General features: G+C 67.2%; 21 protein-coding genes. 7 read left to right on the forward strand and 14 right to left on the reverse strand.

Translation table 11 applies throughout. The annotated features are described in order from the left end of the window. The 7 genes from KVT32_RS14580 to KVT32_RS14610 form a co-directional block, all read right to left on the reverse strand. Positions 1-1,545 (reverse strand): PLP-dependent aminotransferase family protein, encoded by a 1,545-nt coding sequence (locus KVT32_RS14580; protein ID WP_152384233.1) that lies wholly within the window; start codon positions 1,543-1,545, stop codon positions 1-3. A 111-nt stretch (positions 1,546-1,656) separates the two neighbouring features. Next, positions 1,657-2,484 carry an ABC transporter permease subunit gene (locus KVT32_RS14585; protein WP_152384234.1) on the reverse strand — a complete coding sequence of 276 codons (828 nt, stop codon included), beginning with the start codon at positions 2,482-2,484 and terminating at the stop codon, positions 1,657-1,659. Next, the gene (locus KVT32_RS14590; RefSeq protein WP_056316948.1) at positions 2,477-3,313 is read right to left on the reverse strand and encodes a taurine ABC transporter ATP-binding protein; all 837 of its coding nucleotides are present in this window, start codon (positions 3,311-3,313) and stop codon (positions 2,477-2,479) included. Before KVT32_RS14590 ends, KVT32_RS14585 begins: the two co-directional genes overlap by 8 nt. Positions 3,314-3,409: 96 nt before the next feature. Continuing rightward, on the reverse strand, positions 3,410-4,438 hold the full coding sequence (gene tauA, locus KVT32_RS14595) for a taurine ABC transporter substrate-binding protein (RefSeq protein ID WP_152384236.1): 1,029 nt from the start codon (positions 4,436-4,438) through the stop codon (positions 3,410-3,412). A 212-nt stretch (positions 4,439-4,650) separates the two neighbouring features. Next, positions 4,651-5,196, reverse strand: a complete 546-nt coding sequence (gene folE, locus KVT32_RS14600) for a GTP cyclohydrolase I FolE (protein WP_056316955.1) — start codon at positions 5,194-5,196, stop codon at positions 4,651-4,653. Positions 5,197-5,344: 148 nt separating this feature from the next. Next, positions 5,345-6,001, reverse strand: coding sequence for a response regulator transcription factor (locus tag KVT32_RS14605; RefSeq protein WP_152384237.1), 657 nt, complete (start codon positions 5,999-6,001; stop codon positions 5,345-5,347). Continuing rightward, positions 5,998-7,422 carry a cache domain-containing protein gene (locus KVT32_RS14610; RefSeq protein WP_152384238.1) on the reverse strand — a complete coding sequence of 475 codons (1,425 nt, stop codon included), beginning with the start codon at positions 7,420-7,422 and terminating at the stop codon, positions 5,998-6,000. The genes KVT32_RS14605 and KVT32_RS14610 overlap by 4 nt, the downstream gene beginning before the upstream one ends. 316 nt (positions 7,423-7,738) lie before the next feature. On the opposite strand from KVT32_RS14610, the gene KVT32_RS14615 reads away from it, so the two are divergent. Then, entirely contained in the window at positions 7,739-9,820 is a 2,082-nt protein-coding gene (locus tag KVT32_RS14615) for a carbon starvation CstA family protein (protein WP_062841328.1), read from the forward strand. Positions 9,821-9,841: 21 nt separating this feature from the next. After that, on the forward strand, positions 9,842-10,054 hold the full coding sequence (locus KVT32_RS14620) for a YbdD/YjiX family protein (protein ID WP_105238611.1): 213 nt from the start codon (positions 9,842-9,844) through the stop codon (positions 10,052-10,054). A gap of 1,095 nt (positions 10,055-11,149) precedes the next feature. On the opposite strand, the gene KVT32_RS14625 is transcribed toward KVT32_RS14620, so the two are convergent. Continuing rightward, positions 11,150-11,587 carry a rhodanese-like domain-containing protein gene (locus tag KVT32_RS14625; RefSeq protein ID WP_152384239.1) on the reverse strand — a complete coding sequence of 146 codons (438 nt, stop codon included), beginning with the start codon at positions 11,585-11,587 and terminating at the stop codon, positions 11,150-11,152. Positions 11,588-11,707: 120 nt separating this feature from the next. Between KVT32_RS14625 and ftrA the strand changes: the two genes are divergently transcribed. Then, positions 11,708-12,736, forward strand: coding sequence for a transcriptional regulator FtrA (ftrA, locus tag KVT32_RS14630; protein ID WP_152384240.1), 1,029 nt, complete (start codon positions 11,708-11,710; stop codon positions 12,734-12,736). Between the two features lie 15 nt (positions 12,737-12,751). Here ftrA and KVT32_RS14635 read toward each other — a convergent pair whose 3' ends face one another. Continuing rightward, positions 12,752-13,930, reverse strand: a complete 1,179-nt coding sequence (locus KVT32_RS14635; protein ID WP_152384241.1) for an MFS transporter — start codon at positions 13,928-13,930, stop codon at positions 12,752-12,754. Between the two features lie 158 nt (positions 13,931-14,088). Between KVT32_RS14635 and KVT32_RS14640 the strand changes: the two genes are divergently transcribed. After that, the gene (locus tag KVT32_RS14640; protein WP_056316975.1) at positions 14,089-14,640 is read left to right on the forward strand and encodes a Dps family protein; all 552 of its coding nucleotides are present in this window, start codon (positions 14,089-14,091) and stop codon (positions 14,638-14,640) included. 121 nt (positions 14,641-14,761) lie between these two features. On the opposite strand, the gene KVT32_RS14645 is transcribed toward KVT32_RS14640, so the two are convergent. Together KVT32_RS14645 and KVT32_RS14650 are read right to left on the reverse strand one after the other, a co-directional pair. Next, positions 14,762-15,643 (reverse strand): PhzF family phenazine biosynthesis protein, encoded by an 882-nt coding sequence (locus KVT32_RS14645; RefSeq protein ID WP_152384242.1) that lies wholly within the window; start codon positions 15,641-15,643, stop codon positions 14,762-14,764. Next, complete coding sequence (locus KVT32_RS14650) at positions 15,636-16,328, reverse strand: tripartite tricarboxylate transporter substrate-binding protein (RefSeq protein WP_227741217.1); 693 nt, start codon at positions 16,326-16,328, stop codon at positions 15,636-15,638. The genes KVT32_RS14645 and KVT32_RS14650 overlap by 8 nt, the downstream gene beginning before the upstream one ends. A 336-nt stretch (positions 16,329-16,664) precedes the next feature. Between KVT32_RS14650 and KVT32_RS14655 the strand changes: the two genes are divergently transcribed. Continuing rightward, complete coding sequence (locus tag KVT32_RS14655; protein ID WP_152384243.1) at positions 16,665-17,351, forward strand: helix-turn-helix domain-containing protein; 687 nt, start codon at positions 16,665-16,667, stop codon at positions 17,349-17,351. A 27-nt stretch (positions 17,352-17,378) separates the two neighbouring features. On the opposite strand, the gene KVT32_RS14660 is transcribed toward KVT32_RS14655, so the two are convergent. Together KVT32_RS14660 and gcvA are read right to left on the reverse strand one after the other, a co-directional pair. Beyond that, a complete protein-coding gene (locus tag KVT32_RS14660; RefSeq protein WP_152384244.1) occupies positions 17,379-17,879 on the reverse strand; it encodes a hypothetical protein in 501 nt (166 codons plus the stop codon). 135 nt (positions 17,880-18,014) lie between these two features. Next, positions 18,015-18,896, reverse strand: a complete 882-nt coding sequence (gene gcvA, locus KVT32_RS14665) for a transcriptional regulator GcvA (protein ID WP_152384245.1) — start codon at positions 18,894-18,896, stop codon at positions 18,015-18,017. 127 nt (positions 18,897-19,023) lie between these two features. Between gcvA and KVT32_RS14670 the strand changes: the two genes are divergently transcribed. Together KVT32_RS14670 and KVT32_RS14675 are read left to right on the forward strand one after the other, a co-directional pair. Next, entirely contained in the window at positions 19,024-20,007 is a 984-nt protein-coding gene (locus KVT32_RS14670; protein ID WP_152384246.1) for a tripartite tricarboxylate transporter substrate binding protein, read from the forward strand. Positions 20,008-20,025: 18 nt separating this feature from the next. Beyond that, positions 20,026-21,399, forward strand: a complete 1,374-nt coding sequence (locus KVT32_RS14675; RefSeq protein ID WP_217618415.1) for an amidase — start codon at positions 20,026-20,028, stop codon at positions 21,397-21,399. An 18-nt stretch (positions 21,400-21,417) separates the two neighbouring features. Here KVT32_RS14675 and KVT32_RS14680 read toward each other — a convergent pair whose 3' ends face one another. Continuing rightward, the gene (locus KVT32_RS14680) at positions 21,418-22,602 is read right to left on the reverse strand and encodes an NADH:flavin oxidoreductase (protein WP_217618416.1); all 1,185 of its coding nucleotides are present in this window, start codon (positions 22,600-22,602) and stop codon (positions 21,418-21,420) included.

Genomic DNA, 22,602 nt, shown 5'->3' on the forward strand with positions numbered 1-22,602 from the left:
TCACACACCATCAAGCACGAGGTCCTGCGCCGCGCGGCGCTGTGCGTCGACCACCTTGGCCAGCCGGGCGATGCCCGGCTCGATGTGCTCGGGGCGGATCGACGTGAACCCCACGCGCAGGAAGTTGCGGGGCGCGTTCGCGCCGTCCATGAAAAACACGTCGCCCGGCTCGACCACCACGCCTTCGGCCAGCGCGGCTTCGGACAGCGCCACGGCATTGAGCCACGGCGGGCCTTGCAGCCAGCACGACGACGATCCGGTGATGGGGATGACCGTGAAGTCCGGCAGGTGCCGCGCCAGGGCCTGGGCCAGTTCGGCGCCGCGCTTTTGATAGGCCTGCGACTGGCGCCGCAGCAGCGAATGGTGGTGCCCCAGCGAGATGAACAGCGAAAACGCGCGCTGGATATACGCCGACGGGTGACGCAGCATCAGGCGGCGCAACGCGCGCAGTTCGGCCGCCAGCTCGCGCGGCGCGACGATGTAGCCGATGCGCAGCCCCGGCGCGAACGACTTGGCAAGGCTTCCCACATAGATCACGCGCCCGTCGCGGTCCAGGCTCTTTAATGCGGGGATCGCGCCTTCGCCCCAGCGGCTTTCGCTTTCGAAGTCGTCTTCGATGATCAGGCTGTCGGCCTGCCGCGCCAGCGCCAGAAGGCCGGCGCGACGCTCCATCGACAGCGTGACGGTGGTGGGACACTGATGGCCCGGTGTGACGAACAGGTAGTCGCATCCCAGCAGCTGCGTGCCGGTGCGCAGGCCCTGTTCGTCCACGGGCAGCGGCAACAGGTGGCGGGTGTGGCTGGCAAAGATATTGCGCGCGTCCGGATAGCCCGGGTCTTCCATGCCGACCACCGTGTCTTCGTTCACCAGCAGGTCGGCCAGCAAGTAAAGGGCATGCTGCGCGCCGACGGTGATGACGATCTCTTCGGCGTCCGCCCATACGCCGCGGCGCGGCAGCACCTGCGTGCGGATCTGTTCGATGAGCGCCGGGTCGTCGTGCGTGATGAGGTCGGGCGCCCAACTGCGGATGTCCAGCACCGACAGGGCCTTGATGCAGCACTCGCGCCATTCGGCGGTGGGAAAAAGGTCCTGGTCGAACTGGCCGTACACAAAAGGGTAGGGCTGCTTCTGCCAGTCGCGAGGCTTGGTGATGTTGCGTTGCCGCGTGGGGAGAAAGCGCAGGCGCTCGTCCCAGCGCACGCCGCCGGCATGGGCGGGTGTCGCGGGCGTGGCGTCGGCGGCGGGGCCCGAGTGGCCCTCCATGACGGTATCGCTGACGAAATGGCCGCTGCGTTCGCGCGAGACCAGATAGCCTTCGCACACCAGCTGCTGGTACGCAAACACGACGGTGTTGCGCGCGATGCGCAACTGGTCGGCCAGGTAGCGGCTGGACGGCACGGGCATGCCGGGCGGCAGGTGGCCGCTGAGGATCGCCGACACCAGCATCTGGCGCACGCGCCCCTGCAGGCTGAGGTTGGGCGCGCTGGCTTTTTCGAACAGGCGTTCCCACAACACAGGCTTGAGCATCGAGGCCTGGCTGGACATGGCTGGCTCCTTTTGACTCTCGGCACGGCCGGGCGCGGCGCTGCGGCGCCCGGTGGGTCCGAGTCTCAGAATAAAGGAGCCGGATGGGGGAAGGAATGCGGGATTGCCCTGTCAGATGCGTCCCTTCCACGGGATGGCGAAGCGTTCAAGGTAGCGCACCAGCAGGTCGAACGCGAAGGCAAAAAGGCCGATCACGATGATGCCCATGATGACCGTATCGCTGGCCAGGAACTGCGCGGCGTTCAGCACCATGAAGCCCAGGCCCCGGTCGGCCGCCACCATCTCGGCGGCCACCAGCGTCGTCCAGCCCACGCCGATGCCGATGCGCATGCCCGTGAAGATCTCGGGCATCGCCGCCTTCAGGATCACGTGCCAGACGATCTGGCGGCTGGTCCCGCCCATGGCGTAGGCCGCGTGGATCTGTTCGATGGACACCGAGCGCACGCCCGCGCGCGCGGCGATCGCCATGGGCGCGAAGATCGCCAGATAGATCAAGAGGATCTTCGGAAACTCGCCGATGCCGAACCAGATGATGATGAGCGGCAGGTAGGCCAGCGGCGGCAGCGGCCGGTAGAACTCGATGGGCGGGTCGAAGACGCCGCGGGCGTACCGGTTCACGCCCATCAGGATGCCGACCGGGATCGCGGTCACGCAGGCCAGGAAGAACGCGCCGAACACGCGGCCCAGGCTGGCAAGCGCATGCTCGGTCAGCGTGGAGTTGGCCACGCCCTCGGTCATGGCAAAGACGAACTTGTCGTACACGGCGATGGGCGAGGGCAGGAACAGCGGCCGCACCCAGCCGGCGCTGGTCACCAGAAACCACAGCGCGAGCAGCGCCAGGCTGGTCAGGAGACTGATGTGCCCGCTGTAGCCTGCGCCCGGCGCCCCGTAGACCTTGCCCGGCGCGGTGGGCGTGTGGCCGGTGCGCCGCTTAGGCATGGAGGGCGTGCGGGGCGGCGGCGCGCTCGTCCCCGTAGATGATGCCGAGGACTTGTTCGCGCATGGCGATGAAGTCGGGACTGGATTTGATGCCACGGCCATCGCGGGTCTCCAGGTAGCGCCGGTTGAACGCCGGCTCGAACGTGTGTGTGATCCGGCCCGGGCGCGGCGACATGACGATCAGCCGCGATCCCAGAAAGAGCGCTTCTTCCACGCTGTGGGTGATGAAGAAAAACATCTTGTTGGTCTGCCGCCAGATGTCCAGCAGCAGTTCCTGGATGGTTTCCCGGGTCAGCGCGTCCAGCGCGGCCATGGGCTCGTCCATCAGCAGCATGGCGGGGTCGCAGGTCAGCGCGCGCGCAATGCCCACGCGCTGCTGCATGCCGCCCGACAGCTGGTAGATCATGTGGCGGTGAAAATCCTGCAGGCCCACCAGTTCCAGGTTGCGGCGGGCGCGGGCGCGGCGGGTTTCCTTGTCCACGCCTTGCAGCTTCAGGCCGAATTCGGTGTTTTCCAGCACGTTCAGCCAGGGCAGCAGGGCGTGCTTCTGGAACACCACGCCGCGGTCCGCGCCCGGGCCGACGATGGGCTTGCCGCCCAGCGTGATCTCGCCCTCGGTCGGCGACAGGAATCCGGCCAAGAGGCTGAGCAAGGTGGTCTTGCCACAGCCCGACGCGCCGAGTGCTACGACGAATTCGCCCGGCTGGATGGTCAGGTTGACGTCGTGCAGCGCGATCACCGGGCCGCTGTCGTGCAGGCCGGGGTAGGTGACGCTGACGCCTTCGGCGCACAGGCGCTGCGCGGCGGATGTGGACTGCTGCATGGTCATGCTGCTCCCCCTGGTCGTTGTGGCGGGGCCGGCGGCTGCCGGGTCCGCCCTGTCGCGGCGGCCGGCGCCGGGGTGGCGCCGTGCCGGGCGGGGTGATTACTTGGCCGCCGCCTTCGCGTACTGGTCGGTGACGAACGGGCTGTAGTCGTCCAGCGCCTTGTCGATCTGCTTCTGGTCCTTCAGGAACTTGGCGCTGGCCGCGAAGGCGCGCGCCGCGCCCGAGTCCTTGCCGCCGCCGAGCCAGGTCTTGGACGCCTGCTCTTGCACGGTCGGGAACACCAGCAGGCCCAGCGCCTCGACGATGTCTTCCGGCTTGCCGCCGATGAGCTTGACGATGCCCTTGACCTGCGGCGAGTCGGCCGTCCACTTGGCGCTGTTGGCGCGGTAGTCGGCATACGACTTGGCCAGCACGCCGGTAAAGGCAGCCATGAACTTCGGATGCTTCTGCGCCCAGGCCTTGTCCACCACGATGCCGTCGAACGTCGGCACGCTGGCCGCGCCGATCTGTTCGGAGTCGGCGATGATCTTGCCGGTCTTGGCGATCTCGGTCAGGGCGGGCGGCCACACGTAGGCGGCGTCGATGTCGCCGCGCTGCCAGGCGGCCACGATCTGCGGCGGCTGCATGTTCAGGATGCGCACGTCGCGGGGCGGCACCTTCCACACCTGCTCAAGCCCGACCAGCAGGTGAAAGTGCGACGTCGACACGAACGGCGTGGCGACGCGCTTGCCTTTCAGGTCGGCCGTGCTGTTGATGCCGGAACCGTTGCGCGCCACCAGCGCTTCGGATTTGCCGATGTTGTCCAGGATCCAGAAGAGCTGCATGTCCACGCCGCGCGTGGCGGCCGAGGTGATGCCCGTGGAACCCAGCACGCCCACCGGCACGTTGCCGGAGGCCAGCGCGGTCGAGATGTCGCCGCCCGAGGTGAACTGGCGCCAGTCCACCTGGTAGCCGGCCTCTTTGAGGGCCTTGTCGAAACTGCCGTCCGCGATCGAGGACAGGAAAGGCCCGACGATGAGCTGATAGCCCACCACGAGTTTGGTCTGCGCGTAGGCGGGCGCAGCCAGTAGCGCGGCGGCCAGGCCGGCCAGGGTGCAGCGGCGAATCAGGCGGTATATCGCGTTCATGGAGATCTCCGGGAGAGAACGGCCGCGCCCCGGCGCGACCGGCTTGCTGGTGCCAGTTTGCCCGGATGGGACCAGAACGCTAGGGCCAGATGTCCGGATCAGTAGGAGCCAAAAGCGGCCGGGCCCGCCGGCTGCGCCGGCAATGCCCGAACGGGCATCGTCGTCGCAGCGGGCGGGCCCGCGATATGCGCCAAAAGGATGAGATCGCCGGTTCAGCGAATCAGGCTCAGGAATTCAGCCCGGGTAGAGGGGTTTTCATGGAACTCGCCCAGCATCACCGAGGTGACCATGGACGAATTCTGCTTTTCGACGCCGCGCATCATCATGCACATGTGCTGGGCCTCGATGACGACGGCCACGCCGGCCGCGCCGGTGACGCTTTGCACGGCTTCAGCGACCTGGCGGCTGAGGTTTTCCTGAATCTGCAGGCGGCGCGCATACATTTCGACGATGCGCGCGACCTTGGACAGGCCCAGGACCTTGCCGGCCGGCAGGTAGGCGACGTGCGCCTTGCCGATGAAGGGCAGCATGTGGTGTTCGCACAGCGAGTACAGCTCGATGTTCTTGACCAGGACGATCTCGCGCGTGTCCGAGGTGAACAAGGCGCCGTTGACGATCTCTTCCAGGTTCTGGTCGTAGCCCCGGCACAGGTGACGCATGGCCTTGGCCGCGCGGGCGGGCGTGTCGGCCAGTCCCTCGCGGGACGGATCTTCCCCTAGTGCTTCGAGAATGGCGGTGTAGTGCTTTTCCAATGACATGGGGACTCCTGGCGGCGCGCCCTCTGGCGCGCGGTGATGCGTGGGTTGATGCAGGGCGGCATCGGGGATGCGTTCGTGTCGCAAGTCTACCTCAGCGGCCAAGTCGCAATGCGCGCTTGCCCGCGGCGCGTGGGGGTATTTGCGGCATTCAGACGCCCCGGTTTTCCACCGCGTACTTGATGAGTTCGGCCTGGCCGTCGATGCCCAGCTTGCGCTTGATGTTCAGGCGGTGCGTTTCGACCGTGCGCACGGACAATCCCAGCATCTGCGCGATCTGCTTGTTGGCATGGCCGTCCGCGATGTGCCGCAGCACGTCGCGCTCGCGCTGTGTGAGCAGCGTCGCCAGCGCGCTGGCCTGCGACAGCCGCACCGCCGCCGCGGCGCTGAAGTAGCTGCGGCCGGCCATGACGGCGTCGATGGCGGCGATGATCTCCTGCGCCGGTTCGTCCTTGAGCAGGTAGCCGCGGGCGCCGGCCTTCACGGCCTGGACCATGTATTCGGGGTTGTCGTGCATGGACAGCACCAGCACCGCAATCTGCGGATAGCGCTCGTGCAGGAACGCCGTCAGCTCCAGGCCGCCGACCCCGGGCATGTTCAGGTCCATCAGCGCCAGATGGGGCAGGGTGCCGCCCTGCGGGTCTTCGGCCATGCAGGCGGCCAGGAACGCCTGGGCGGCGGCGGCGTTGCCGGCTTCGCCCACCACCCGCAACTGCGGCACGGTTTCCAGGCGCAGGCGCAGGCCGTCTCGCACCAGGGGATGGTCGTCGATCAGCAGCAGGCGGATAGCGTCGGATTTGTCGATCATGCTTGGCGAGGGGTCGAAAGCGGGGCGCCGGCGGGCGGCAGGGGAAGCCAGGCCTGCAAGGTCGTGCCTTGCGCGGTGGAATGAAAGGTCAGGGTGCCGGACAGCGCGCTCATGCGTTCGCGCATGTTGCGCAGGCCGATGCCGCGATGGGGGTCTTGCTGGACGGCGGCATCGTCAAAGCCGCAGCCGTCGTCGCTGATGGTCAGGCGCAGGTCGCGCGCCGAGTACGCCAGCGTCAGGTCCGCGCGCGTCGCGCCCGCGTGGCGCATCACGTTGGTCAGCGCCTCTTGGGTCACGCGAAACAGCGCGGTCGCGTAGGCGTCGGGCAGTTTCACCGGCTGCCCGACGGTATGCAGGTCCACGGTCAGCGGCGGCGCGCCATCCTCGGCGCGGATGGCGAATTCCCGGCCCAGGTGCTCCAGCGCCGCGGGCAGGCCCATGTCGTCGAGCAGGGTGGGGCGCAGGTTGTGCGAGATGCGGCGGACTTCGCCGACGGCCGTGTTCAGCCGGTCCAGCGCGCCGCCCAGCGGCGTGTCGATGTGCGCAAGCACGCGGGGATCGTCCGGGTGCGACTGCCGCAGCCGTTCGCGAGCGGCCTCCAGCGACAGCTTGACCGACACCAGCACCTGGCTGATGCCGTCGTGCAGCTCGCGCGACAGGCGCGCGCGCTCGTCTTCCTGCGAACGCACGATCTGCCGGGCCATCAGGCGCAGCTTGGCGTCGGACTGGCGATGGTCGCTGATATTGAGCGCCAGGCCGCAGGCCGCCACCCCCAGGATCGACACGGCCGCGATGCCCGCCACCCACGCAAACATGTCCCGGATATTGGCCTGCGCCGCGGCGTCGATCCGCACGAGCGCCTGCTGCACGTCATCCAGATAGATGCCGGTGCCCAGCATCCAGCCCCAGCGCTCCAGCACCACGACATAGCCAAGCTTTTCGACGGTCTGGTTGGTGGAGGGCTTTTCCCAGAGGTAATGCACCACCTCGCCCTGCTGCCCGCCGCGCCGCGCCGCCGTCAGCAGGTTCTGGATGACCGGCTGACCCTGCGTGTCGCGCAGGTTCCAAAGGTCTTGTCCGACCAGTTCCGGCTGCCGCGGGTGCATCAGGTTCCTGCCGTTCAGGTCGTAGACGAAGAAGTAGCCGTCGTGCCCGAACTCCATCTGCGACAGGAGTTCAAGCGCGCGCTGGCGCGTGGCGGCGTCGTCGCCCGCGGCCTGCAGGGGCGCGATGGCGCTGTAGGCCAGGTTCACGTAGTGGCGCAGTTCGCCTTCCTTGCTGGCAAGCCAGGCGGTTTCAACCACCTGCTTTTCGCGCTGCGCCAGTTGCAGTCCCTGCACGTACACGGCGACCGTGATGGCGGCGACGGCCACCAGCAGCGGGACTGCCGCAAGCAGCAAAATTTTGAGACGCAGCTTCATAAGGATTTGTATCAGCCCGGGACGGCTTTGCTGCGACGCATCAACCGACGGGGCGCCGAGGCAGGAACGCGGAAAGTTCGGGGGATTTTACGATTTCCACGGAATTTTGCTGCGGCGCATGGCGTAGTAACACGTAGCCGGCTTGCGTAGTTCCGCGCTTGTTGGCGCCGTGGGCGGGCGGCAATACTGGCGCCCGCGTCGACCCGACGCAAGCGTGGACGCGTGCGTCCGCCACCCCACAACAATGAGTCTGCCTTCCGCGGGACGAAAAAAGCGTTTCACGCCAAGAGCATGGCGGGAGGCAAGAGGAGCACTTATGCACACCAGCAGTAAGGGACTGGGTCAGCACCTGGTCTGGCTGGCGGTTGCGGTACTGGGCGCGTTTGCGCTGGGCACCGTGGCGCTGGCCAGAGGGGAGACCATCAACGCGCTATGGGTGGTGATCGCCGCCGTCTGCGTCTATCTCATCGCCTACCGTTACTACAGCCGCTTCATCGCACGCAAGGTCTTCCAGCTTGACCCCACGCGCATGACCCCGGCCTGGAAGTACAACGACGGCCTGGACTACGTGCCCACCAACAAGCATGTGCTGTTCGGCCACCACTTTGCCGCCATCGCCGGCGCGGGTCCCCTGGTCGGACCGGTGCTGGCCGCGCAAATGGGCTATCTGCCCGGCATGCTGTGGATCCTGGCCGGCGTCGTGTTCGCCGGCGCCGTGCAGGACTTCACGATCCTCTTCATCTCCACCCGCCGCGACGGCCGCTCGCTGGGCGACCTGGTCAAGTCGGAACTGGGCAAGATCCCCGGCGTGATCGCGCTGTTCGGCGCGTTCATGATCATGGTCATCATCCTGGCCGTGCTGGCGCTGATCGTCGTGAAGGCGCTGACGCATTCGCCGTGGGGCACCTTCACGGTGGCCGCGACGATCCCCATCGCGCTCTTCATGGGTGTCTACCTGCGCTACATCCGCCCGGGCAAGATCGGCGAGGTGTCCATCATCGGCTTCCTGGGCCTGATGGCGGCCATCACGTTCGGTCAAGACGTGGCCGCGCATCCGGTCATCGGCCCGATGTTCGACTTCGACGGCAAGGGCCTGACCTGGATCCTGATCGTCTACGGCTTCATCGCCTCGGTGCTGCCCGTGTGGCTGCTGCTGGCGCCCCGCGACTACCTGTCGACCTTCCTGAAGATCGGCACCATCGTCGGTCTGGCGATCGGCATCGTGGTCGTGGCCCCCGAACTGAAGATGCCCGCGCTGACCCAGTTCATCGATGGCACCGGTCCGGTGTGGTCGGGCAACCTGTTCCCGTTCCTTTTCATCACCATCGCCTGCGGCGCGGTGTCCGGTTTTCACGCCTTGATCTCCTCGGGCACCACGCCCAAGCTGATCGAAAACGAAACCCAGGCTCGCTACATCGGTTACGGCGGCATGCTGATGGAATCCTTCGTGGCCATCATGGCGCTGGTGGCGGCTTGCGTCATCGAGCCCGGCATCTACTACGCCATGAACAGCCCGGCAGCCGTCATCGGCACGACGCCGGACCAGGTCGCCCAGGTGGTGTCGAGCTGGGGCTTCGTGATCACGCCGGCCGAGCTGGTGCAGACGGCCAAGGACGTGGGCGAGAGCACGATCATCTCGCGCGCCGGCGGCGCGCCGACGCTGGCGGTGGGCATGGCCCACATCCTGCATCAGGCGCTGGGCGGCCCGGGCATGATGGCGTTCTGGTACCACTTCGCCATCCTGTTCGAGGCGCTCTTCATCCTGACCGCCGTGGACGCGGGCACCCGCGCGGGCCGCTTCATGCTGCAGGATCTGTTGGGTACGTTCGCCCCGTCGCTCAAGCGCACGGATTCGCTGCCCGCCAACCTGATCGCCACCGGCCTGTGCGTGGCGGCGTGGGGCTACTTCCTGTATCAGGGCGTGGTCGATCCGCTGGGCGGCATCAACACCCTGTGGCCGCTCTTCGGCATCGCCAACCAGATGCTGGCCGCGATTGCGCTGACGCTGGGCACGGTCGTCCTGTTCAAGATGAAGCGCGATCGCTACGCCTGGGTCACGGTGCTGCCCACGCTCTGGCTGCTGGCATGCACGCTGACCGCCGGTCTGCAAAAGCTGTTCCACTCGGACCCGCGCGTAAGCTTCCTGGCCCACGCCGACAAGTACAACGCCGCGATCGCCGAAGGCAAGGTGCTGGCGCCGGCGAAGTCGCTGGGCGAGATGTCGCGCGTGGTGATGAACGACTACATCAACGCAGGCCTGTGCGCGATCTTCATCTTCGTGGTGGTGAGCATCGTGGTGTTCGGCTTGAAGTCGGTGCAGCGCGCCCGCAATGAAAACAAGCCGACGTCCCGCGAAACGCCGTACGAAGCGCTGCCCGCAGCCGCCGGCGCCGACTAAAGGCAACCCAGGAGAAGCCGCATGCTGTTCAGCAACATGACTTCCGCAGCCGGCGCCGCCGGCCGCTACCTGGGGCAAACGCTCCGGCTGATGGTCGGCGTGCCGGATTACGAGACGTATGTCGAGCATATGCGGCGCACGCATCCTGAGCAGGAGCCGATGAGCTACGAGGATTTCTTCCGGGAGCGCCAGGAGGCGCGATACGGGGGGAAGAAGCGGATTGGGTGCTGCTGATTGGGTGGATGGAAGGCCTTGCTGATGCAGGGCCTTTTTTTTGTGTCTTTGCAGTCTTTGGCTGGGGTGGGATTTTCTTAGGTGGTCGGTACTTCATAGGCGACAGGATCTTCGCGGGGGGTACGATCTTCGTAGGTCGCCCGACGCCGCGGTCACCGTGGGCACGATCGCCCACGATTGCGGTCCGGAGCCTTCGCTCCGGACTTCCCCCTCGTCATCTTCGTCCGCCTTCGGCTCCCTTCAGATTCCCTCGGGCGCATCGACGGCGCTCGCACCCACGGTGCCCGCGACGCCGTGCTGCCAGGGTCTTTGGTATGTCGCGCTGTAAGACCTGTATGCAGGGAAGGGAATTTGCGGGGCCGCCGAATTGCTGCCGCCCGGGCGGCGGCAATCGGCATCGGAGCCGTGGGTCGTCGGTGCGGTGTGCGCTTGCGCGCTGGCGGAAGGTGGTTTTCTGATGGGCGCTCCAACGCGGGGGGGGGGCGGTGATGGGTGGCGCGCGTCTACGGACAATGGCAGCTTGCCGACCTGTACGCGCGCCGCCCATCGGGCACTGGAGTTGACCTGACGATTAGTGGCGAGCGGGGCGTGTGGGCGCTTGATATCTGAACCAAAAGCCGCCACACGCGAAGCGTCATCACCTCGACGCAAGACGCCGCGTAAGCCCACGAAGGCCGCCCGCGCGGCCGCCCGGGGGCGGGCACCGCAAGATTTTTCTCTCCCACCCAACTGTGTGCAAGAACCTCAAGAACCCGAATCCCCCCGCCGCCCGAGAAGATTCAACTGCAAAGCCCGGTGTGGCGTGGGCCTGGGGCGGGCGGGGCGTTTAGATGCGCCCGACGGAATCCGAAGGCAGCCGCCGGAGGCGGCAACGAGGATGAGGATGGGGGAGTCCGGAGCGAAGGCTCCGGACCGCAATCGGAGCCCCGCCCGCCCCAGGCCCACGCCGCACCGGGCGTCTCAAGAACCCCGCCCGACCACCAGCACCAGCACCACCACCAGCACCAGCACCAGCATTAGCCACCCGCCACCAGCCACCAGCCACCAGCACCCGTCAGCCACCAGCATCAGCCAACCCACAATCCAACGCCCATCTCAGGCACTTCCGCGCTCACCCTCAATCCAGCCTGCCACGCAGCCCTCAAGCGGCAACCCTTCGTCGACCCAGCCGGTGATGCCGCCAGTCATCACCTTCACGGGACGGCCCAACTGCGCCAACCGCAGTGCGCCTCGTGTGGCCCCGTTGCAGTGTGGACCCGCGCAGTACGTGACAAACAGCGTGTCGGCCGGATAGTTGACCAGTTTCGATTCGACGATCTTGCCGTGCGGCAGGTTCAGCGCGCCCGGGACATGGCTCTGGGCGAATAGCGCCGGGCTGCGCACGTCCAGCAGCACGAAGCCCGGGGTGCCCGAGGCGAGGGCGCCTGCCACGTCGGCGCAATCGGTCTCGAATTGCAGCGATGCGTGAAAGTGGGCGAGGGCGGTTGCGCTGTCGGCGGCGGGGATGGCGGTGACGGCGTTGGTCGTGGGCATGGCGGAACTCTTAGAAGGAGGATTAGAGGCATCTGGAAGCAAGATCCAGAAGCCCCATTCTGGCGTCGCGCCGCATTGCCGATAAGTGGCGTAAATGACATTTACCGGTAACATTGCGCCATGAGCAACCACCTAGTTGTCGCGCTGGCTTACGACCGGCTCTGCACCTTCGAATTCGGCTGCGTGACCGAGCTGTTCGCGCTCGAGCGTCCAGAGCTTGACGTCGATTGGTATCGCTTCGACGTGTGCGCCAGCGAGCCTGGCCCGCTGCGCGCCGCAGGCGGCATTACCGTGGCCGCGCCTTATACCCTCAAGTTGCTGGATCGTGCCGACACCATCGTCGTGCCCGGTTGGCGTGATGCCGACGAATTGCCGCCCGCGCCATTGCAGAAGAAGCTTCGCGCGGCGTATCAGCGCGGGGCAAGGCTCTGTTCGATCTGTTCCGGCGTTTTTGTTTTGGCCGCCGCCGGCGTGCTCGACGGGAAGACCGTGACCACCCACTGGCGATATGCCGCAAAACTGCAGCAGCGTTACCCGCAGGTGCGGGTTCAACCCGATGCGTTGTATGTGGATGACGGACAGATCATCACGTCGGCCGGGTCCGCGGCCGGGCTGGACATGCTGCTTCACCTGGTGCGCCGCGACTATGGTGGGGCGGTGGCTAATCGAGTCGCGCAGCGGCTTGTGGTGGCGCCGCACCGCGAAGGAGGGCAGGCGCAGTTCGTGCCGCGGCCCATGCCTTCCGACGAAAGCGGGCGCCTGGCCAAGTTGATGGACTGGATGCGGCAGCATTGCACGTCGCCGCATACCTTGCGGTCGCTGGCGGACCGCGCCGCGATGAGTCCGCGCACGCTGCAACGGCAATTCCAAGAGGCCACCGGCATGGCCCCCTATGAATGGCTGATCCGCGAACGCGTGGCCGCGGCCCGCGAAATGCTTGAATCGCAGGCGCGTTTGTCCGTGAGCCGCATTGCCGAGCTGGCCGGGTTTGGCTCCGAGGAGTCCATGCGCCGGCACTTCCGGCGTATCGTGCTGACCAGTCCGGCCGCCTACCGCGAAAAGTTTGGCCATAACGCGGCAGCATTCAAGCGCGGTTCAGGCGTCAGCGGCGATTCGCGCGATACCATCGCCGTCCCGCGCACGCGCTGAACGCCAACGCCACGTTCAGTTCGCCTCGCGCCGCCGCAGTTTCTCCGAGACCATCACCAATGGTGCGGCCGCGGCGGCGCACAGCGCCATCACCAGAAAGCCGCCCGGGGCGAAGCTGCGGTACAGCGCGCCGCCGAGCTGAATGCTGGCGAACATGAACACGCCGCCCGACAGCATGGCGTACAGGGCGATTGCCGAGGTCTTGCAGGCGGCGGGCGCGCGGCGGGTGATGTACCACATGATGGCGGCATTGTTGCCGGCCAAGGTGAAGCACTGCAGCAACTGCAAGCCCGCGATCAGCGTGGGGTCGGTGGTGGCGGACAGGCCCGCCCAACGGATCGCCGTCATGACGGCCGAGGCCAGGATCAGCCACTGCGCACCCGTGCGCGCCAGGATGCGCGGCGCCAGAAAGAAGAACAGGACCTCGCTAGCGACGCCCACCACCCACAACAGCGAAATCATCGCCGTCGACAGGCCGCTCGCGGTCCAGTACAGCGTCGAATAGGAATACAGGAAGCCGTTGCTTGCCTGCACCAGCGAGGCCGCGGCGATGCACAGCAGCAACGGGCGGTCGCGCAGCACTTCGCGCATCGGCACCCGGACGCGGTCCGCCTGGGATTCCTGAGGCGCCGGCCGCGCCGCCCGCGGCAGCAGACGCACGCAGGCCAGGCACGCGACAATCAGCAGGATCGACAGCCACATCACCCAATCCGCGTCGAACGTCTTGATCAGATAGCCGCCCGCCACCGTCACCGTGGCAAAGCCCAGCGAGCCGCAGGCGCGCATCACCGTGTAGGAATTGCCCTGTCCGCGCCCGCTGGCGATGGCCATGCGGTCCATCAACGGCAGCACGGCCGGGAACACCGCGTTCAGCAACAGCGTGATGGCCAGCAGCCAGGCTGAAGTCTGGCTGAACGGATAGCACACAAAAAGAACCAGGGACGCCGCGAGCGCCGATGCGATCAGCGCGTGGGCGCGGCCCGTCTGGTCGGCGATGTGCGCCACGATCGGCGTCGACACGATCTTGGGCAGGAACGACGTGGCGACGATCAGCCCGATCAAGGCCGGGTCCAATCCCCGGCTGGCGAACCACAAGGGCAGGAAGGGAATGCTTACGCCCTGCAGGCCGTAATACAGGAAATAGAACCCGTGCAACGCGATGGCGCCTTGCCTGGCGTCGGGATTGCCGCGCATGGTGGGAAGGGATCAGGGGGGATGCAAAGCGGCGTAGCATACTCCTTCGCGGCGCCGGGCATTGGCAAAGCGCGTCCAGAGATTTACGCTGTGCCTCGCGGGCGGTTCATGCCGCGCCGCAATCGTGTTGTCCGATTCATTTCACAAAGGTGCGATCCATGGCCAAGAAACTGAATGAGAAGACCACCAAGGCGCTGAAGGTCCGCCGCAAGGCGCCGCTGGCAACGCCCACCGACCTGGCGGCCGACGCCACCCGCGACATCTCCGCCGTGCTGAATCAGGTGCTGGCCGACGTGTTCGCCCTGTACCTGAAGACCAAGAACTTTCATTGGCACGTCAGTGGGCCCCACTTCCGGGACTACCACCTGTTGCTGGACGAGCAGGGCGACCAGCTGTTCGCCATGACGGACCCCATCGCCGAGCGCATCCGCAAGATTGGCGGCACGACGCTGCGGTCCATTGGCCACATCTCGCGCTCGCAGCGCATCTCGGACAATGACGCCGACTTCGTGCAGCCGCTGGACATGCTGGCCGAGCTGCGGGAAGACAACAAGGTGCTGGCGGCCACGCTGCGCGAGGCGCACAACGTCACCGACGAGCATCGCGACATCGCCAGTTCCAGCCTGATAGAAAACTGGATCGACGAGACCGAGCGGCGCACGTGGTTCCTGTTCGAAGCCAGCCGTCAGGGCGATTCGACCGGGCACTGACCCAGCCGCCCGGCGGGGCGGTGGTTCAGTCGCACCGGTATCGCCGCGTCACTGCCGCCCGCCAGAAAGCGGGCGGGTCGGCGATGCAGGATCAGCCGCGACTCGGCCGTACAGAGGCGGGTCAGCGCATCCATTGCGTTTCGCCGCTCAGCCAACATCCGGGGGCGTCGCCGCGCCGGCGCAACTGGATTGCCGAGGGCGATCCCATGGCCACGCCCTGGCGGACCGTGTACACCCCGTCCGCCGGCACGCTGCCCGTCTCGTTCAGGTAGCCCCACAAGGCGGCGGCCGCAATGCCGGTGGCCGCATCCTCGGGGTAACCAGACGCCTTGGGAAATTGCCGCGCGCTGGCGCCATCGGTCATCAGCGCATAGGGGTAGAGACCGGTCGAGCCGATGGCCTCGCAGACGTCCCGCATCGCTTCGAAGTCGGGCGTCAAGGCGTTCAGCTCGGCTACGCCCGGCAGCCGTACCAGCGTCTTCACGCGGCTGGTGCTGGCATTGATCATGTGCAGGCCGGGCAAGTCCGGATCGATGCGCAGCACCTCAGCGATCGCGCGGCATTGCGCCGGTGTGGGCGCCGAGGTGGCGGCGGCAGGCTGCGACACCCAGGCGCGATTGCCAGCGTCGTCCCATTCGATATCCACGCTGCCGCTCAGGGTCTGAACACGTGCGCGCGGCGTCGTCCAGCGTCCCCACTGCCGCAGGGCCCAGAGCGTGCCCACGGTTGCGTGTCCACACATCTCCATTTCGTGGCCGGGCACGAAGAATCGCAATTGACACAGATGATCATCGCCATCGGCCGGCACAACGAAGGACGACTCGTGCCCGTGGTGCGCGGCCAGGGCCTGCATGTCGCTGGCCGTCATGCCCTGCGCGTCAAGCACCAGCGGCACCGGGTTGCCGCCTTCGCGGGGCTGGGACGTATCGACGAATACGCGCAGCAGGATCGCCTGGCCGGGCGGCGGCTCGGCGGGCGAGGTAGGGAAGGCGGGCTTAGTCAAACTGAACTCCGGTCTTGGTGATGAGGTCGCCCCAGAAGGCAAGGTCGTCTGAGACGGCTTGCGTCAGGGCTTCGGACGTGCCCGGACGCCCGTCCACGCCCTTGGCGGCCAGGTCCGATGCCACGGCCGGATCGCGCAGTGCCGCGTTGAGCGCGGCATTCATCTTTTGCACGATCGCATCGGGCGTCTGCTTGGGAAAGGCCAGGCCATACCACAGCACCTGCGTATAGGCCGGCATGCCTTGGGAGGCGAAGGTCGGCACGCCCGGCAGGATCGGCGTGGGACTTGTGGTGGCCACGGCCACCAGCTTGCCGTTCTGCACGAACGGCGCCAGCCCCACCGGGTTGTCGAACATGATGTCCACCTGCCCGCCGATCAGGTCGGTATACGCGGGGGCCGCGCCGCGATAGGGCACGTGCGTGAGGTCCAGCTTCTTGTCCTTTGCGAACATTTCGCCGAGCAGATGCGACACGGTGCCCGCGCCCACCGAGGCGAACGTGCCGGTGCGGCGCGCCTTCAAGGCATCGGTCAGCGTGTCGACCGTGGCCGCCTTCAAGGCCGGTTGCACCGCCAGCACATAGGGCGAGGTGCCGATGAAGCCGATGTAGTCGAAATCCTTTTCCGGGTTGTAGGGCAGCTTCTTGTACAGGCTGGCGCTGAGTGCGGCGGGCAGTGCGCGGATCATCTACTTCCCCTTGTGCTGGTTTGAATGAGCCAGATCGTAAGCAAGACGTCCGGACGGCAGCGAACCGCGGTGCGACATGGAATGATCCCGTACGCGACAGGGGCGGGTGTTGGCGCCCCGACGCGCTTGCGGGAAAGCCGCCACGCGCCGATACTGGCCGAACGCCCCATTCCGCCGTTGCCAGCGTGGCCTGACTCGGCACTTGTCTTGCCCGCCGTCATGATGCGTTCCGTCCCGCTATCTTCCAAACAAGGCCTGATTGCCCAGACCGGCTTCGCGCTCGCGGCCAGCCGGCAGCCGCGCTACGCGTTTCAATGGCATGAACACGATTGAGCCATGTTGCTGTGGCCGCGCGCCGGCGCCCTGGATAGCGCCTGGCGCGACGAGGAGGGGGCGCGCCGGCGTTGCCGGCTGGTGCGCGGACAGGCCTTGCTGCTGCCCTCCCACGTCCAGCACAGCACGCGCGCAGAAAGCGTGACGCAGCAGCATGGCGAGCTCTATCTGGCGCCCGAATTGCTGCGAAGTTGCGGGGCGGACGGTGTGCTGCAACTGGATGGCGCGGCGCAAGCCATGCTTGATGCGCTATGGATGCCGGCGATGTCGGCGGCAGCGCTGCCGATGCTGGTTCAGGCGCTTATTGCGCAGCTTGACGCCGGCTCCCGCCTGCAGGCCCGCACGCGCGCACCGCAGTTGCCGCTGCCGCTCGCCCGGCAATGGCTGGCGCTGCTGCGCGATCGTCTGGACGCGGGGCTGCCGCTGCCTGCGATTGCGGAGTCCGCCAGCATGCTCGGCGCGACCACGCGCAGCTTGCAGCGCGCCTGCATCGAGACCTATGGGCGCTCTCCCATCACGCTGCGCCGCTTCGTGCTGGCGCAGACGGCGCGCCGGCGGCTTGCGCTTGGCGAATCCGTCGCAAGCGTCAGCGCCGACCTGGGATTTTCCAGCAGCGGGCATCTGGGACGGCTGCTGCGCGCCGTGCACGCCGGCGATGACGAGTGGGACGCGGAAGCGGAGCAGGGCTAGCGCCGCCGCGCACGCAAGGGCCGGGGCTCAGCCCTCGCGGCCAAACCCGCCCGTTGCCCAATCCGACGCCCGCTGCACGTTCAGCTTGTACGTCGGCGGCACGCGGATCCGGGCGAGCTGCTCGCCCAATTCGTCGTAGGCGCTGAGCGTGGCGTAGGGCTCGTCCTCGTCGGGAACGATGTCCAGCTTGACGGTCAGGCGGCCCTCGGCGGCGTCGATCTTCACGCTCTTGTGCAGCGTGGCGTGCAATTGCTGTTCGTGGCGGCGCAGGACTTCGTTGGCCGTCTTGACCAACGTGTGGAAGGCCGGGGCGTCGAGCGGCTTGGGGTTCTTCTTGTCGCGGCCCATGGTCCAGGGCCCGACCAACGCGGGCTCGGCCTGGCCGTCCAGCGTCATTTCGACGGCCCAGCCGTCGTCGTCTTCGTTCTTGATGATGCGCGCGGTCCAGCCGTCGTCGCGCCAAAGCGTGGCTTGCTGTTCTTTGGGCGCGTCGGAAAGGTCGGTGTCCGGCGTGGAGGTGTCATTCACTGCGGTACGGCTCCTGCAAGGGGTGATGCGCAGCGTGTAGGGGGCTGCGGGCCTGGTTGGCGACCCTGCAATGTAGCCTAACGCGGCAGGCGGACCGGGACATCGGGATCCGCGTTCGCCGAAAGTCCGCCAGCGCTAGATCGCGCAGGAGGCAGCCCACGCGCGGAACTGCGTCAGTTCGGGCGACGGCCGCCGGTAGTCTTCGGGGGGCAGGACAAAATAATAGCTTTGCGCGCCCAGGTCCACGGTCAGGTCGAAGGGGGCCACCAGCCGGCCTTCGTCCAGTTCCTTTTGCACCAGGGGCTTTTGTGCGATGGCCACGCCGTAGCCCTCCAGCGCGGCCTCGTAGGCCAGCGCGGACGATTCATAGCGCAGGCCGCGCGTGACGTCGATGCCGGTCAGGCCGGCGGCTTGCAGCCATATTTCCCAATAGTCGGGGCGCGCCAGCGTATGCAGCAGGATCTCTCCCTTCAGATCGGCGGGCGTGCGCAGCCGCGCGCATTTGCCGGGCACGCAGACCGGCAGCAGTTCATTGACCATCAGCTTGTAGCTCACCAGGCCGCGCCAGCGGCCATCGCCCATGCAGATGCCGGCGTCGACTTCCTCGCGTTCGAAGTCCGGCGCGTCCACGGCCGTGTGCAGCTTGACGTCGATGTCGGGATATTGCCGGTGAAACCCCGACAGCCGGGGCAGCAGCCAGCGCATGGCGACGCTGTGCGGCGCCTTGATGACGAATTGGCGGCGGCGAGAGCGTTCGCCCAGTTCGGACGTGGCGCGCTGCATCCCGCCAAAGCAGCGCGAGATGTCGGCGTGATACGCCGCACCCATGGAGGTGAGCACGATGCGGCGGTGCTGGCGCAGGAACAGCTTGAGCCCCAGGTGTTCCTCCAGCAGACGAATCTGGCGGCTGATGGCGGCGGGCGTCACGCTGAGTTCCTCGGCCGCGCTGGTGATGCTGCCCAGGCGGCCGGCGACCTCGAAACAGCGCAGCGCGTTGAGCGGAGGCAGGGCGGTCATCGCGGCGGTTCAGTTAACAAAAAGTTAAGTGTGCCATAGATAAAGTCGTTTGAACCCCGCCGCGCGAACGCCCAAGATGGCACGGCCGCCCGACTTTGCGGCCAAGAACAGCCATAAGGGGAAATCCATGTTCAGAACGTTGGTTCGACGGATCGGAATTGCCGCCTTCTGCGGCGCCGCGGTGCTGGCCGGGACCGCTTCGGCGGCCGGCTATCCGCAGCGTCCCGTCAGCATCGTGGTGCCGACCACGCCGGGCGGCACCGCCGATATTCTTGCCCGGTTGATCGGCCCCCGGCTCGCGCAGCGCTGGGGGCAGGCCGTCGTGGTGGAGAACAAGCCGGGGGCGGGCACGCTCATCGGCGCCGACTACGTGGCCCGGGCCAAGCCCGATGGCTACACGCTGATGCTGACCTTCAATGAGCTGGCCACGCTGCCTGCCCTGAACCCCAATGCCAAGATCGATGTCGAGAACGGCCTCGCGCGCATCGGCAAGATCGGCAGCTTGCCCGTGCTGGTCCTGACCCGGCCGGGCATCGACGATGCCGACCTGTCCGCGCTGATCAAGCGTTTCCGCGCCGAGCCGGGCAAGTACACCTACGCCTCGAACGGCTCGGGATCGTCTCTTCAGCTGTTTACCGAAATCTTCAAGCGCGAGGCCCAGGTGGACGTGATGCACGTGCCGTATCGGGGCGCGCTGGAGGCCTCGATGGCGGCCATCGGCGGCGAGGTCGACCTGCTGGTGCAGTTTGCGTCGGGCAACGTCATCAATCATGTGAAGGGCGGAAAGCTCAAGGCCTATGCCCTGGCGTCGCCGCAGCGCCTGGAGGCCCTGCCCGACGTGCCGACCGCCGCCGAGGCCGGCCTGCCCGGGCTGCGCCTGGAAGCCTGGTATGGCCTGTTCGCGCCCGCCGGGCTGCCGGACGACATCAAGCAGAAGATCAACCGTGACCTGAATGAGGTCCTGGCCGAGCCCGCGATCCTGGAGCGCCTGAAGGGCATCAATCTGCAGGTGCAGCCGGGTTCGCCCGCGGATTTCGATACGTTCTTTCGCGCCGAATACGCCCGCTGGAGCGCGCTGATTCGCACCCTCGGCATCAAAAGCAGTGAATAAGACCACCGGAGCCATGCCTTGACCTACGATCCCAGCACCCACGCTGCCCTGACTTTTCATGACGCCCGCGCCGCGTTTGACGACCGCCGCGACACGCCCCGCGACTATCTGGAACGCTGCCTGGAAGTGATTGCCGCGCGGGAGGGCCAGCTCAAGGGCTGGGTCGTCCTGAACGAGGCGGGCGCCCGGGCCGCCGCCGACGCCAGCGCCCAGCGCTATCGTGACGGCCGGCCGCTGTCCGCCATCGACGGCATGCCCGTCGGCATCAAGGACTTGATCGAAACGCGCGACATGCCCACGCAGATGGGCTGCGCCGCTTTTGACGGCAACTTTCCCAAGAACGACAGCGCCGTGGTCCGTGCGCTGCGCGATGCCGGCGCGATCATCCTGGGCAAGACGGTCACCACGGCGCTGGGGTTTCTGGACCCCGGCCCGACGACCAATCCGTTCGATCCGCGGCGCACGCCGGGCGGATCGTCCAGCGGGTCGGCCGCCGTGGTGGGCGCCAACATGGTGCCAATGGCCATTGGTTCGCAACTGGTGGGGTCGGTATTGCGGCCGGCCAGCTACAACGCCAACTGGGCCTTGAAGCCGACGTTCGGTGCGCTCAATCGCGGCGAGCGATTGGGGCTGAGCCAGGCGCATATCGGCATCCATGCCAATTCCGTCGAAGACATGTGGACGGCGGCGGCGGAAATTGCCCTGCGGGCGGGCGGCGATCCTGGCCACCCCGGCCTCTATGGTCCGCTGCAGGCGCCCGCCGCACGCAAGCCGGCGCGGCTCGTTGCGCTGGAAACCGAGGGGTGGACACGCGCCGAACCGCAGGCCCGCGAGGCCTTCGAGGCCACCCTGGACGCGCTCTCGCGGCAAGGCGTGTCGATCATCCGGCGCGGCGATTCGGCGCTGGTCGATGCGCTGGAGCGCGCCATCTCGCAAGCCGCGCCCCTGTCGTTGCGGCTCATCTCTTGGGAACAGCGCTGGTCGCTGGCCAACCTGGTCGCCAATCACCCCGACACCCTCGGCCCAAGTCTGGTGCGGCAACTGGAAAGCGGGCGCGCCATGACGCTGGCGGACTACCGCGAATGCCTGCTGCTGCGCGAACATGCGCGCCAATGCCTGGCGGCCCTGGCCACGCAATGCGACGCGCTGGTCAGCCTGAATGCATGCGGCGCGGCGCCCATTGCGGCGGACATCCGCGACACCCGGTATCCGACGGGCGACGTCTCGTTTGCCTGCGCGTCGTCACTGTTGGGTGCACCCGCGATCAATGTGCCGTTGATGGCCGTCGATGGCCTGCCGCTGGGACTGCAGGTGATGGGATTGCCGCATGGCGACGCCGCGATCACCGGCATCGGCACCTGGATTTTCCAGGCGTTGCGGCATCCCGGCTGACCCGGCGCGCTGGGGCGTTCAGGCGTGCCCGGCGGCCGCGCTTTCAACTCGGCCCGCGTCAGGCGCTGTCGCAGCCCGGTGACGCGCCGCGTTGTCCAGGTCTGCAATCGGCGCCAGCAGTCCCCGGTCAAAGCCCTCGTGCGGCGCGCCCGCGCGCAGCCGGGCAGGCCAGTCGGCGTGCGTGAGCGCCCCGCGGCCCAGCGACACGAAATCCGCGTCCTGGCGCGCCAGCAGGGCCTCGGCCTGGCGCGGATCGTGCAGGGATCCGTTTGCCAGCACGGGTACCCGGACATGGCGGCGCGCCAATGCCGCAAGGCTCGCGCCGCTGTCGCCAAAGGCGGGTCGCCAGGCCTCGAACTCAGTGGTGTGCACGTAATCGATGGGCGCCGCGCCCAGCGCGCCGAAGATCCGCGCCGCGTCGTCCTGGCCGCCTTCCCACTTGTGCGTGAAGTCATTCACCTTGCCCTGCGAGGTGCGCACGCCGACCACGAAGGTTCCCGATGTCGATTGGCGCGCCGCCTGAATCACGTCCACCGTCAGCCGCAGCCGGTTCTCCAGACTGCCGCCGTAGCCGTCCTCGCGCCGATTCGTGTGGCGCGTAAGGAACTGGTCCAGCAGGTATCCGTTGGCGCCGTGTGTCTCGACGCCGTCAAACCCCGCTTCCTGCGCGCGGCGGGCCGCCTGCGCAAAGCCTTCGACCACCTCGCCGATGTCGTCCAGGTTCATCGCGTGCGGCATCCGGTACGGACCCTGGCCGCGATAGAAGGTCATCTGCTGCCCGGACGGCAACACGGCCGATGGGCCTTTTGTCCCGGGCCGATGCGGATTGCCTTGCGACAGCGCACCGGCGTGCATGAGCTGGGCAAAGATCCGCCCGCCTTGCGCATGCACGCGGTCCACTACGGGCCGCCACGCATCGCGCTGCGCGTCGTCGGCCAGGCCGGGCTGGAACAGGTAACCCTGGGCATGCGCCTTATCGGTGTAGATACCTTCGGTGATGACCAGCCCGAACCCGCCGCGCGCAAACGCTTCGTAGTAGCCCTCCATCTGCGCCGTGGCAAGGCCATCGGCGGTGGCGCTGACCCGAGTCATGGGCGCGACAGCCAGCCGGTTGGGCAGGTCCACGCTGCCCACCCGCAGCGACGTGAACAGGCCGGCGGGCGCGTTCTGCGCGTCCTGCCGTCGATCGGTAGCGGCGGTCAT

Origin of the sequence: Achromobacter sp. GbtcB20, from assembly GCF_019091095.1 — a bacterium.
Classification (GTDB): Bacteria; Pseudomonadota; Gammaproteobacteria; order Burkholderiales; family Burkholderiaceae_B; genus Achromobacter; species Achromobacter mucicolens.